This window comes from Stappia sp. 28M-7, assembly GCF_014252955.1.
Taxonomy (GTDB): Bacteria; Pseudomonadota; Alphaproteobacteria; order Rhizobiales; family Stappiaceae; genus Stappia.
The window spans coordinates 1,325,807-1,338,810 of record NZ_JACMIA010000001.1; the positions used below are offsets into that span (position 1 = coordinate 1,325,807).

10 protein-coding genes and 1 tRNA gene are annotated in these 13,004 nt (G+C 64.5%); 10 read left to right on the forward strand and 1 reads right to left on the reverse strand.

Going from position 1 to position 13,004, the window contains the following annotated elements:
• Window positions 1–63 precede the first annotated feature (63 nt).
• The 6 genes from yacG to H7H34_RS06010 all read left to right on the forward strand — a co-directional run bounded on the left by yacG (window position 64) and on the right by H7H34_RS06010 (window position 7,853).
• A complete protein-coding gene (gene yacG, locus H7H34_RS05985) occupies window positions 64–291 on the forward strand; it encodes a DNA gyrase inhibitor YacG (protein ID WP_120268963.1) in 228 nt (75 codons plus the stop codon).
• A 115-nt stretch (window positions 292–406) separates the two neighbouring features.
• Window positions 407–1,240: a FecR family protein gene (locus H7H34_RS05990; protein ID WP_120268964.1), complete on the forward strand. Its 834-nt coding sequence runs from the start codon at window positions 407–409 to the stop codon at window positions 1,238–1,240.
• A gap of 197 nt (window positions 1,241–1,437) precedes the next feature.
• Window positions 1,438–3,075 carry a bifunctional metallophosphatase/5'-nucleotidase gene (locus H7H34_RS05995; RefSeq protein WP_185924567.1) on the forward strand — a complete coding sequence of 546 codons (1,638 nt, stop codon included), beginning with the start codon at window positions 1,438–1,440 and terminating at the stop codon, window positions 3,073–3,075.
• Between the two features lie 383 nt (window positions 3,076–3,458).
• Window positions 3,459–4,718: a tetratricopeptide repeat protein gene (locus tag H7H34_RS06000; RefSeq protein ID WP_185924568.1), complete on the forward strand. Its 1,260-nt coding sequence runs from the start codon at window positions 3,459–3,461 to the stop codon at window positions 4,716–4,718.
• A 54-nt stretch (window positions 4,719–4,772) separates the two neighbouring features.
• Window positions 4,773–7,595 (forward strand): FecR family protein, encoded by a 2,823-nt coding sequence (locus H7H34_RS06005; protein ID WP_185924569.1) that lies wholly within the window; start codon window positions 4,773–4,775, stop codon window positions 7,593–7,595.
• Window positions 7,596–7,777: 182 nt separating this feature from the next.
• Window positions 7,778–7,853, forward strand: a tRNA-Phe gene (locus tag H7H34_RS06010).
• 297 nt (window positions 7,854–8,150) lie between these two features.
• Here H7H34_RS06010 and H7H34_RS06015 read toward each other — a convergent pair.
• On the reverse strand, window positions 8,151–8,732 hold the full coding sequence (locus H7H34_RS06015; RefSeq protein ID WP_185924570.1) for a hypothetical protein: 582 nt from the start codon (window positions 8,730–8,732) through the stop codon (window positions 8,151–8,153).
• 109 nt (window positions 8,733–8,841) lie between these two features.
• Between H7H34_RS06015 and H7H34_RS06020 the strand changes: the two genes are divergently transcribed.
• The 4 genes from H7H34_RS06020 (at window position 8,842) to H7H34_RS06035 (ending at window position 12,984) form a co-directional block, all read left to right on the forward strand.
• On the forward strand, window positions 8,842–9,585 hold the full coding sequence (locus H7H34_RS06020; protein WP_185924571.1) for a hypothetical protein: 744 nt from the start codon (window positions 8,842–8,844) through the stop codon (window positions 9,583–9,585).
• Between the two features lie 117 nt (window positions 9,586–9,702).
• On the forward strand, window positions 9,703–10,908 hold the full coding sequence (locus tag H7H34_RS06025) for an IS256 family transposase (RefSeq protein ID WP_013654810.1): 1,206 nt from the start codon (window positions 9,703–9,705) through the stop codon (window positions 10,906–10,908).
• Between the two features lie 105 nt (window positions 10,909–11,013).
• Complete coding sequence (locus tag H7H34_RS06030) at window positions 11,014–11,754, forward strand: hypothetical protein (protein ID WP_185924572.1); 741 nt, start codon at window positions 11,014–11,016, stop codon at window positions 11,752–11,754.
• A 4-nt stretch (window positions 11,755–11,758) separates the two neighbouring features.
• Window positions 11,759–12,984 (forward strand): IS3 family transposase gene (locus H7H34_RS06035; RefSeq protein WP_185926458.1). Its coding sequence is split into 2 segments (ribosomal slippage): window positions 11,759–12,101 and window positions 12,101–12,984, totalling 1,227 coding nucleotides; the frame shifts between segments, so codons are not numbered across the junction.
• Window positions 12,985–13,004 lie beyond the last annotated feature (20 nt).

A 13,004-nucleotide genomic window follows, 5' to 3' on the forward strand; every position in this document is an offset into this window, starting at 1 on the left:
CGGAGCGCTCCAGTATAGCTGGGGCAGGATGAACCGGCCCTGCTTCGGGCCGAGGGAGAAAATATGACGAGCGCACAGGACGAAGGCAAACAGCAGAGGCGGGCGCGGCCCTGTCCTGGCTGCGGCAAGCTGTCGGTGGAGCGCTACCATCCCTTCTGTTCGGCGCGCTGCGCCGATGTCGATCTCAATCGCTGGCTGTCCGGCAGCTACAGCGTGCCGGTGGTGGAGCTTGAGCCGGAAGACCTTGCCGCGCTGGAGGCAGCGCAGGAGAAGCTCGAGAACCGGGAGTGACGCAGGGGATTGCGCTGGTTTGTGACCCGCATCACCCCGCCATCGCGTCAAGACGATAGGGTAGCAACGAGACGAGCGGCAGATCCGCTTGCGATCCGCCGACAGGAGACTGGATATGGCCATGACCTTCCGCCCCCTTGCCGTTGCCGTTGCGACCCTCATCGCCGTGGCGGGCCAGCCGGCTTTCGCCAGCGAGCCCGTCGGCGTTGCCAGCGCCGTCAACCAGAGCGCCCAGAGCCAGCGAGGCGGCGCGCGCATGCGCACCATCCGTATCGGCACCGACTTCGTGAATCGTGAAAAGATCGAGACCGGCGCCTCGGGCCTCGTGCAGGTCCTGCTGGCCGACGGGTCCAACTTCGTGGTGGGTCCCAATTCCAGTCTCGTCATCGACGAGTTCGTCTATTCGCCGTCCGCCGGCACGGGGCGCATCGTCGCCACCTTCGGCCGGGGCGTCGCCCGCTATGTCGGCGGGCGCATCTCCAAGCAGCGCGGCGGCGTCACCATCAACACCCGCCAGGGCACCATCGGCGTGCGCGGCGGTATGGCCAATCTCGTCGACCGCGGCGGCCAGACGGTGTTCTCCTTCCTCTATGGCAAGGACCTGACCTTCACCGGCCGCAACGGTAAGACGACCCGTGTCTACCGGCCGGGCTTCTCGATCTTCGCCAATGGCGGGCAGGGCGCCACCCAGCGCACGCCCGGCTCGGTGGTCGCCGATGTCAACCGCATCCTGCAGGGCAACCGTCCCTCTGGCAGCCGCCCGACCGCCAGCCAGCTTGCCCGCTTCTCCGCGGTCAACTCGGCGCTGCCGCCTGCGTCCGAGGCGCAGTATCCCGCGCCGGTGCTGAGAAGCGTGCCGACCGGGACGGATCCGCGCGATGTCAATCACGCCAACTCCGTCTACATCAAGTCGAATACCCCCACCTATTGCGTCGGCTACTCCTGCTAGCGGATTGCGCGCATCTTGCGGGGATGAGCGGGATACTTGTGCCCTGACGCGGCTGGAATGGTTGATCTGCCCCCGGCAAGCTGGCAGTCTCGCGATTGCGAATGCGGGGATCCGGGGCGCGGTGCCTTCCCCTTGTCGGTAGCCTGGGCAGTCGCCGCATCGACGGTGCGCGGCCTCATCTTGCGGGAGTGGACGGTATGCGGGTTGCTTCTTTCGGCGCGGCCGTGCTGGCTGCTGCGGGCGGCGTGGTGCTGTCGGCGTCCCTTGCTGTCGCGCCGGCACAGGCCGATTACGCCCTGACGATCCTTCACATCAACGACCTGCACTCGCGCCTGGAGCCGATCAACAAGTACGATTCCACCTGCGGCGCCGAGGATGACGCGGCGGGCAAGTGCTTCGGCGGCATCGCCCGCGTCAAGAGCAAGATCGACGAGCGCCGCTCGGCCCTTTCCGCTGCCGGCCGCAACGTGCTGACGCTCGATGCCGGCGACCAGTTCCAGGGCTCGCTGTTCTACACGACCTACAAGGGCGCCGCGGCGGCCGAGTTCATGAACATGATCGGCTTCGACGCGATGGCCGTCGGCAATCACGAGTTCGACGACGGCCCGGCCGGTCTCGCCGCCTTCCTGGACAAGGTCGATACCAAGGTCCTGTCCGGCAATATCGAGGTGGAGAACGAGCCGACGCTGAAGGGCAGGGTGCCCGGAACGCTGGTGCTCGAGATCGGCGGCCAGAAGGTCGGCATCGTCTCGGTGCTGGCCGAGGATACGGTCGAAACCTCCTCGCCCGGCCCCAACGTCTTCTTCCAGCGCGCCGAGACCTATCTGAAGGGCGCGGTCGAGGGTCTGCAGGCTGCCGGTGTCGACAAGATTGTCGCGCTGACCCATATGGGCCTGCCGCGCGACATGGAGATCGCCGCCCGCGTGCCGGGCATCGACGTCATCGTCGGCGGCCACTCGCACACGCTGCTGTCCAACACCCATGAGGGCGCCGCCGGTCCCTATCCGGTGCTGGTGCAGAACCCGGCGGGCCGCCAGGTGCCCATCGTCCAGGCCTACGCCTATGGCAAGTTCCTGGGCGAGATCGAGATCGTCTTCGACGATGCCGGCAACGTCACCTCGGCGACCGGCAATCCGATCCTGCTCGACGCCTCGGTGCCGGCCGACAAGGCGGTCGGCGCGCGTCTTGGCGAACTCGCCGCTCCGCTCGAGGAGCTGCGCGCCAAGGTGATCGGCAGCACCGCCGAGACCATCGACGGCTCGCGCGACACCTGCCGCGCCGGCGAGTGCACCATGGGTACCCTCATCGCCGATGCCATGCTGGAGCGCTCGCGCGGGCAGGGCGTGCAGATCGCCATCCAGAACGGCGGCGGCATCCGCGCCTCCATCGATGCCGGCGAGGTCACCATGGGCGAGGTGCTGACGGTGCTGCCCTTCCAGAACACGCTCGCCACCTTCCAGCTCAAGGGCCGCGATATCGTCGCCGCGCTGGAAAACGGCGTTTCGCAGGTGGAGGAGGGCGCCGGTCGCTTCCCGCAGGTCGCCGGCATCCGCTTTACCTGGACGCGCGCGCGCAAGCCGGGCGACGGCCGCATCATCCAGGTCGAGGTCGCGGAAGAGGGCGGCTGGCAGCCGCTCGACATGGACAAGACCTATGTGGTGGCCACCAACAACTACATGCGCGGCGGCGGCGACGGCTACAAGATCTTCGCCGAGGCCGGCACCAATGCCTACGACTACGGGCCGGGGCTGGAGACGGTGGTGGCGGACTACATCAGCGCGCTGCCCGAAGGCTACAAGCCCTATACCGACGGCCGGGTCCGCGAGGTCCAGTAAGCCATGCCCGCAGCCGGCGCCTGCATTGGTGCCGGCTGCGCCGGTGCCGTCCGCCTGATCGAACCAGCCCGGGCCGCCTCGCGACAAGCGCGGGAGCGGGCCTGAAAGGCTGGATGTGCCCGGAATGCAACATGACCCTCATTATTTGACAGGGCCTATCCTTTGGGCGGGACTCTCGCCGGGCACGTAACGTAATCTCCCCCCGTTCAAGACATGACTTTTGGAGGGGGCTCGTGGACGTGGCGGTGGTTGCCCGGCGTGGAGTACTGCGTATTGCTGGTGTTGCTGCAGCCGGTCTGATTGCGGTCGCCGGCGCGGCAAAGGCGCAGGACGTCGCCGCTCAGGGTCAGGCCCAGGAGCCGGCCTTGGTCGCCGGGGCTCCCATGACGCAGGAGCAGCTGCGCGCCCGCCAGACCGAGCTTCTGGCGGCGATGATGCGCGATCCCGCCAATCTCGACCTTGCCTTCGAATATGCCACCCTGTCGGCCCGCATGGGCGACTACGAGGCTGCCATCGGCACCTTCGAGCGCATGCTGATCTACGCGCCGGGCCTGCCGCGCATCCAGCTGGAGCTCGGCGTCCTCTACTTCCGCCTCGGTTCCTTCGATGCCGCACGCTCCTATTTCGAGCAGGCCCTGCAGGCGCCGAACGTGCCGCCGGAAGTGACGGAGCGCGTCCAGACCTTCATGACCGCCATCGACACTGCCGAGGATCCGACCAAGTTCTCGGCAACGATCATGACGGGCCTGCGCTGGCAGTCCAACGCCAATGCCGGCCCCGGCGGCCGGCAGGTCACGCTGAACGGCGTCACCTTCCTGCTCGACGACACCGCCATCGGCCGGGCCGACTGGAACGCCTTCGTCGCCGGCAACGTGCATGCGGCCTATGACCTGGGCACCCAGGGCGATCTGCTGGAGGCGGACCTGCTGTTCTACGGCGGGCGCTATTTCGACAGCACGCGCCTCAACACCGAGCTTGCGGAGCTGACCTTCGGCCCCTCGTTCAACCTGGCCCGCTTCGACATCGACAACGCACGCCTCGGCCTTTACGGCATCCTGACCGGCGTGCGGCTCGACAATTCCAACTATTCCGGCGCGACCGGTTTCGGCGCCCGCTTCGGCATGCAGCCGAGCCCGCTGTCGAGCGTCAACGCCAAGGTCGAATACCGCTATCGCTGGTACCGTGACAGCCGCACCTATCCGACCGTCAGCGATCGCAACGGCTACCAGATCCTGGCGCAGCTGACCAACAGCTACCAGTTTTCCGCCGCATGGTCGGGCCGCGTCGCCCTGCTTGGCGACTACGAGCATGCGTCCGTGCGCTACGAGCAGAGCTGGGAGGCGGGCGCGTCCGCCGGCGTCACCTATCGGTTCGCCTCGCCGGTGGAGATGCTGCGCACCGTCTGGTCGGTCGATGCCGATGCCGGCTACACCCGCCGCGAGTTCGCCTCGCCGGATCCGGCCATCAGCGCGACGAAGAGCCAGACCGACAACGAATTGTGGGTGCGCGGCGCGCTGAACGTGCCGTTCCGCCAGGATATCGCCATGTCGCTGGCGGCCGAGTTCCGCCGGATGCAATCGAATTACCAGACGCGCGACTATTCCAACACGTCGCTGACGCTGAGCCTGATCAAGACGTTCTGACATCGACATCGCCTGACACGTGGCATGACACGCGCCGTTCTGAAGGGGGCTGAAATGCGCAGGCAATATATGATGGCGGCCCTGGGAGCCGCCCTTGTCGTGGTGCCCGGGGCCGCTGCAGCCCGCAACGACGTCGGCGTTGCCGCCGCCGTCAACCAGGACGCCCTGCGCACGCCGCCGGGCGCCGGCACCCGCACCATCGTCCTCGGCGACAATCTGATCTACCGCGAGCGGATCGAGACAGCCGGCGAGGGGCTGGTGCAGATCCTGCTGGTCGACGGTTCCACCTTCACCGTGGGCGCCAATTCCGACCTCGTCATCGACGAGTTCGTCTACGACCCCAATGCCGGCACTGGCAAGCTCGTCGCCACGTTCGGCAAGGGCGTGGCCCGCTTTGTCGGCGGCCGCCTCAGCAAGAATGCCGGCGGTGTCACCGTCAAGACGCCGGTCGGCACCATCGGCATCCGCGGCGGCATCGCCAATCTCAATCTTCTGGGCGGGGGCGCACGCTTCTCGTTGCTGTTCGGCGACGAACTGAGCTTCACCGGTCTCAACGGCGAGAGCCGGCGCATCTACGAGCGCGGCTATACGCTGGCCATCGCCTCGGCGGCGTCTGGCAATTACAGGCCGGAGATCCGCCGCACCAACCAGGCCGACATTGCCGGCGTGCAGCAGGGCCTCGCCGGCCGCGGCGGGCAGACCGGCGGCATCTCAAGCCCGCCGACCGACAGCCAGGTCCGCAATTCCGGTGTCGGGCAGGCCAATTCCGGTCGGCCGGTCGTTGCCGTCCTGCCGCGGCCGCGTCCGCAAGTGGTGGAATCGACCCAGATCAACGAAGGCGGCCAGGTCGTCAACGAGATCAACCATGGCGCCACCAACGAAATCATCCGCGACGTGGTGGTCGGCGGCACGCCGCCGCCGGTGGAAGGCGCCGAGGTCGTGATGCGCGTGCTCACGGCGGCCTCGTCCTACAGCCCGGCCTCGGAGACCTTCACGGTGACCGATCCCGGCCGCCAGGGGCTGATCGGCGGCACGCCGGGCAGCGACATCACCGCCACGTTCACAGTGACCGCCGAGGGCACCCAGCTGACCGGCACCATCGGCGGCGAGACCCTCACCATTCCCCTGCCGACGGGCGGGCAGGCGGCGTTCCGCGTCGTCACCTCGGGCGGGCGCACGGTTGCAGGCACCGTCCATCGCAACGGCGACCATTTCCTCGCCTTCACCTATTTCGAGGAGATCTCCGCGCCGCTCCTCGTTCCTTCCGAGGTGCCGGGAACCGTCGGCGGGCCGCTTGTCGTCAATGCTCCGGTCTTCGGCTTTTGGGGTGTGCGCACCGATCCCGCGACGCTCCGCGAGACCGGCACCAACCAGATCCGCCGCTATCACCTGTCGGCCGATCCGGTGCAGGTGGCGCGCACCGGCGTTGCCCACGATCTCTATTTCCTCAACCCGCTGGCGGGCGAGCTGCTAGGCCCCTCGTTCCTGCAGAACGTGCGCACCAGCGATTTTCTGGTCGTGTCGGGCTCGGACCTCACCGACGACGATCCGCGCTTCCTCGTCTCCTCCATGCTGATCCAGGGGCAGGGCGCCTCGCAGTCCTCGGCGATCTCCGTCTCGGCTGGCCAGATCTACGAGGACGAAGTGGACGGCTTCGTCATCGGTGGCCCCCGGCGCGGCGGCTTCCGCGTGTCGGGCTACGATCCGTCCGTGCTCTATGCCGGGCCCGTCTCCTCTCTTCCCGGCAGCGATGGTGGCCATGTCTTCGGCCCGAACGGCGATAATTTCGTCCTCGGTTTCGGCCCCGGCGATCTCGATGCCGGAAACGACAGCTCCGCGCGTCTTCCGCTCCCTTACGAGACGGTCACCGACACGGTTTCCGGCTACACGCATGTGGGGCAGGTCGCCTCGATCTCGCCGTCGGGCGAGTTCGTCCGCACCACACGGCTGCTCAACGGCTATGCCTCCGGCATGGTCGAGGTCGGGACGAATGGCGGCGCTGCGGTGCCGTTCTGGTCGATGTCGCCGAACATGTTGACCATGGGCTTCGACGCGGTGAGCAATTCCGTCGGCGCGAGCATGACCGTGCTCGACGCTTTCGATGGCGACGAGCACCTTGCAGGGCTTGTGCTGGGTTTCGGCGACAGCCTGTTCACCACCGGACCGAACGGCCAGTCGGCGCTGATCGACGATAACCGCTATGCGCTCACCTACAATTTCGGCGAGACCTTCGCGATCACCGACGATGAGGAGGTGATCGCCCCCGACAGCAACCCGCGCAGCTACATGGTGCCCTCGACCTTGGTCGCCGGGGCGGACAATGCGCTGTTCACCGATGTGGCGCGCTGCACCTGCTCCTTCCTCGAGTGGGGCTATTGGGGCACGCGCTTCCGCGGCGAGGACGTGTCCGAAACCGCCCCGTCCGATCCGCGCCGGCGCGATTTCGTGCATCTGGGCACCTGGGCGGCCGGCGATGTCTCGACCTATGGCGAACTGCCGACCGTCGGCACCGCTTCCTATGCCGGCCATGCGGTGGGCAACGTGGCGCGGACCACGTCCGACGGGCCGGTGCAGTATCTGGCCGCCGGCAACTTCAACATGACCTACGATTTCGGTTCGCGCAGCGGCAGCGCCAGCATTACCAATTTCGACGGATACAATTTCGGCGGATCGTTGACCTCGCCCACCGGGAGTGCCGAAGGACTGAACAGCTTTGTCGGCGGGCTGTCCAATCCCGGCGAGACCCTGTCGGGCGTTCTGACCGGCTCCTTCGTGCGCGGCCCGACCGGGCCGGCGCAGGGCGTCGTCGGCAGCTTCGGCGTGTCCGATCCCTCCGGCGCCTACACCGCGACCGGCGTCGTCGTCGGTCAGCAGTAGGCAAGTTTCGTCAAGGGTTTGCCGGGCGCTGGCCCGGCGCCCGCTCCCTCTCGCGGCACTGTTTGCAAGGCCGCTTTCGCGCTTGTGCAAAACTTTGGCGAGGGAACTGGACAGGCTCTGTTCGAGCCTCTATAAGACCGGCACTTCGATGCGACGCGGGCTTGCCGCGACACGCTTCGCGGGCCCAGGTAGCTCAGTTGGTAGAGCAGCGGATTGAAAATCCGCGTGTCGCTGGTTCGATTCCGGCCCTGGGCACCACTTTCCCTTAGATAAATCCCTACAGATCAAGCCCTTAACGGCTTTATGGTGAGTCTTGGCGAGTCCGTCGTCAAGCCCTTCGTCACACTTCCGGTCCCGCCGGTGTGACGCCAGTGTGACCACCCTCATTTCTTGGATGGAAGCCGAGGGGGGTACCGGGGGATCTGCTGCCACTTCTTCCCTACGTAGGCGCTTCAGATTTTTCCGCCGTTTCTGGGTCCCCACTCTCGGTTTTGCGCCCCTGTCTGCGTTTGTCAGGCTTCGTCAGCAAAACAGGCGCTCAACCGGTCCCCACTTCTATAGCTCGACCTTGGAGCACCACCTTGCCGCCGACACTGACAGAAGTGCATTCAGCCGCGCCTGGAGATACTCCGCGTAGCGCGAGGACGGCTTGTTCCGGTGAGTGTCGGTGATCAGAAGACGAACGACTGAAGTCCAGAAGTGGTGCCGGTCCCGGTGCAGGAAGACGTCATTCAGTTCGACAAACTGGACCGCCAGGAACGCCCACCAGAACCGCTCTGCCAATTGCCCGTTGCTCTCCCCAGGGTGACACTGCCGGATCCTCTCGACCTGCCCCACGGCGGCTTCATAGGCCGCCCTACGGATGCGCCCCCTTGTGTCCTGGAAGTGGATGGGGCGGGGTCCGAAGGCCATCTCGGCGATCTTGCCGATCAGTCCCTGTGCCTCGTCATCAGCCGCTACGTGTGGCCCCAGAACCTTCCTCAGGTAGCGCTCATGGACGGCTAGGAGCTGCTTGCCTGGACCTGCGACGGGTGCGCCATAGTGGCGGACCAAGGAGCGATGATAGGCACAATAGCGGCCCTTGCCGATCCGGACGCAGTGCGGAGCGTTGCAGGGCTGTTCCTTGATGAAAGACAATCGGTTAGAAGGCATGGGAAACGATGATTAATGCGGGCAGACCTCTATAAGACCCTTATAGAGACTTGCCTGCGTTTCGGTGGAACCAAATCGCAAATCACGACACTCAATGACAGTATTGCCATCCGATTTCGCCGCTGCAATGGAGCGGCTGTGGACTGTGAAGTTAGGCAACGTCGCCGGTCCTGCCTTCCGTGAGCTTTGGACCAGGATGGGAGAGACGTTCCACCTGGCAATCCGACAGAATATGAAGGCAAGCGCCCTATCAATTGCCCCAGCGTGGCAGGTTCTAGCGCCCGAGATGGGCGTCGGGAAGACACAGGGCGCTCTGCTGTATCTGGCCATGATGGCAAAGGCTTCGAGAAAATTTTCACCGCCTCTAAGAATCGGCGGTCTCTTTGTCGCTCGAACGATTCAGCAATGCGAGGACGCTGCACGCACGATCAATGAGCTTGCCGGCTTCGAGGCGGCCATTACGCGACACTCGTCCAACGCGGTCACCCTGCGAGAATGCGGACGTTTCCCAGTGGTAGTGATTACACATGCTGCTGTCACGCAGTCCTGGGCACAATCATATTCTGGAATAGTCGACATCTACGAGAGTTGGGAAGGCGGGCGTCGGTGCCTCGTCATCATTGATGAGGCCTTGGCCAATGCAGTTGAATTCCATTCAGTTGACGAAGGTTCATTGCACCGAGTGTTGGGGCTTCGCGTCTCTGCGGAGTTTAAGGCAAAGCATCGGCAGGCTTTCGCCGCAGTCTCGTCAATGCTGGATTTCTTCAAGGCTGTCTCAAGCCGCGTTGAAGAGATTTCACCCATATGGAGCGAGCAAGATCCGCTTTCCAGCGGTTAGCGTCCGAGGAGCTGGTGTAATTTCATCGCCGTCGGCGGTGTGATCCCAGGTGGCCATCGAGGTGTATGTTCGAGGTGGAGTTTGGCGACTTCAACCACGGCCCCTACGGAGACCCCGATGACCAAGACGAACATGGACCTGTCCGAGCTTCTGGCCAAGCACGATCAGGGCGACTTCTTGCGCGGCATTGCCGAAGCCGTGCTGCAACTGATCATGGAGACCGATGTGGAAGGCATCATCGGCGCCGGCCGGCATGAACGCAGCGGTGAACGCACGACCTGGCGCAACGGGTATCGAGAGCGCGCTCTCGATACCCGTTTGGGCACGCTGAACCTGCGGGTGCCGAAGCTGCGGCAGGGCAGCTATTTCCCGGGCTTCCTCGAGGCCCGCAAGACCTCCGAGCAGGCGCTGGTGGCGGTGATCCAGGAGGCTTGGATCGGCGGCGTCTCCACCCGCCGCGTCGACGAGCTGGTGCAGGCCATGGGGCTCAGCGGGATATCGAAGAGCACGGTCTCGAAGCTCTGCAAGGATATCGATGACAGGGTCGGGGAGTTCCTGAACCGGCCGCTCACCGGCGACTGGCCCTATGTCTGGCTCGACGCCACCTATCTCAAGGTCCGCCAAGGCGGGCGCATCGTGCCGGTCGCGGCCATAATTGCGGTGGCGGCCAACACCGAGGGCCGAAGGGAAATCATCGGCTTGGGCATTGGGCCCTCAGAGGCCGAGACCTTCTGGACCGAGTTTCTGCGTTCCCTCCGCGCCCGGGGGCTGAGTGGGGTCAAGCTGGTGATCAGCGATGCCCACACCGGCCTCAAGGCAGCCATTGCCCGGGTGTTCGAAGCGACCTGGCAGCGATGCCGCGTTCACTGGATCAGGAATGCTCTCGCCCACGTCTCGCGCGGCCAACACACCGTTGTCGCCGCCGCGATCCGCCAGGCTTTCGACCAGCCCGACCGCGCCCATGCGGGCGAAACCTGGCGCAAGGTTGCCGAACAACTGCGCCCGCGCTGGCCCAAGCTGGCCGATCTCATGGACGCCAGCGAGCATGACGTGCTGGCCTACATGTCCTTCCCGCGCCAGCACAGGACCAAGCTGCACAGCACCAACCCGATCGAGCGCCTGAACAAGGAGGTAAAGCGGCGCTCCGATGTCGTCGGGATCTTCCCCAACGAGGCCTCAATCATGCGCCTGATCGGCGCCGTGCTCTTCGAAGCCAACGACGAATGGCAGACCTCGAGCCGCTACATGATGGTCGAGGCCTTCGCCGAGATCGACAAGGAGGAGATCGACCCCATTCTCAGCATAACCACGAAAGCCGCCTGATCATGCCCTCAGGCCATCCAGGAATTTACACCAGCTTGACGGACGTGACCTTCCAGCGGGCAGATAGACGAGCTGGAGACACTCTTTCGCCAACTGGTGTCGGACTTGAAATCCGTATCGTCATACGACCCTATTTGGAATGATCCCGATAGCAAGAATGCGGAACTGCAGCATGTATGGGAGACCCTCTCTGCGATCATCCAGCTATATCGGCATTGGGCACTCTTCTCGATTCAAGGTTCGCGTAAGGCTCTAACCACCGGAAAAGAGAAGGTGCCGCATTTCTTTGCACCCGTAGTGCTGAATGCAACCGCGAACCAAGATCCCGTGTTGGACTATCGGCGCGCTAAACTCGTTCCGCTTCCCAAGGTGCGAAGCTATCGGAATTTGACGATTCACATCCTCCGCTCCAACGGGATTGGCAAGACGGCAATGCGCGAAGCTGGTGAAGCGCGGCTTCGACACTTGGCGCAATTTGTCTCCGAGCACACCAAGCCAGGAGACAAGTGGATGGTGGTAACGCATCTGGCGACCGAGGCACTGGCAAGAAAGCATCTCCCGGAGGAGATTGCCTTGACTGGACATTGGGGCAGCCTCGACGGTCTCAACGACTTTCGCGACTGCAACAAGGCAGTGCTGTTTGGCCTGAGTTTCCGGGACCGAGCATGGCCCGTGAGCATGTATTTTGCGCTGAGAGGTGCTCAAACAAAAGAGTGGCTTCGATCCAAGGAAGCAAAGGCCATTCGTCACAGACTTGAGGTGATGTCGATTGCGGCACAGGTGATCCAGGCCTTTGAACTGGCCCCCCTTTCGACCGGACACTCAGGCATAACCATGGAGGCTTAGGGATATCCCTAAGCACGTGCTTATGTCTGAGATTGAGATTATCACCGATGGCGGACGTCGACGCCGCTGGTCAGCCGCCGAGAAGCTGCGGATTGTCGAGGAGACACTGGAGGAAGGCGCCAGCATTTCGGTCGTTGCCCGCCGGAATGGTGTTGCCCCGAACCTGTTGTATCGTTGGCGGCGTCTGATGCTGGAAGGGGGAGCCGTGGCCGTGTCCGAAGATGACGACGTGACCAGCAATCGAGCTGTCCGTCAGATGGAGGAGCGCATCCGCGAGTTGGAACGGCAACTCGGCCGCAAGACGCTCGAGGTCGAGATCCTCAAGGAGGCGCTGGACAAGACGCGCCCAAAAAAACGGATGTGGCTCGCGCAGTCGCAGCCGAAGGGCGGTTCCCGATGAAGGTCGTAGCCGAGACGCTGGGTGTCTCCCGCTCCAACCTTCATGCGCGGCTGGTCGGGAGCGCGAAGCCGCGTCGGCGCTACCATAAAGCGCAAGACGCGGCGGTCCTGCCGCTGATCACTGCGCTGGTGGCGGCGCGCCCGACTTATGGCTATCGACGGATCACCGCGATCCTGAACCGCCAGCTTCGGGCCGAGGGCGCTGCGCCTATCAACCACAAGCGCGTTTACCGCATCATGCAGGCGCATAACCTCCTGCTGGCCCGCAGGTACAGCGAGCGGCCGGAACTGACCCACGAGGGCAAGGTGGTCACAATGCGTTCGAACCTGCGCTGGTGCTCGGACAGCTTCGAGTTCACCTGCTGGAACGGCGACATCGTCAGGGGCGCCTTCATCATCGACGCCCATGATCGAGAGATCATCGCCTGGCGGGCCGTCGCGAACGCAGGCATCACTGGATCGGACATCCGCGACATGATGTTGGAGGCGGTCGAGGGCCGGTTCGGGGGCTATAGAGCACCTCATCCGGTCGAGATGTTGAGCGACAACGGCTCGCCTTACATCGCCAGAGAGACGCGCATCTTCGCGCGCCAGGTCGGCCTGAAGTCCTGCTACACGCCGGTGAAGAGCCCGCAAAGCAATGGTATATCGGAAGCCTTCGTAAAGACGCTGAAGCGCGACTACGTCCATGTGACGCCATTGCCGGATGCCACTACGGTCCTCGGATTGATCGCCGGGTGGATTGAAGACTACAACGACAACCACCCTCACTCAGGGCTGAAGATGCGCTCGCCCCGCGAGTTCATCGCAGCCCGAACCGCAACCGCCTGAGTGTCCGGCGAAACGGGGGC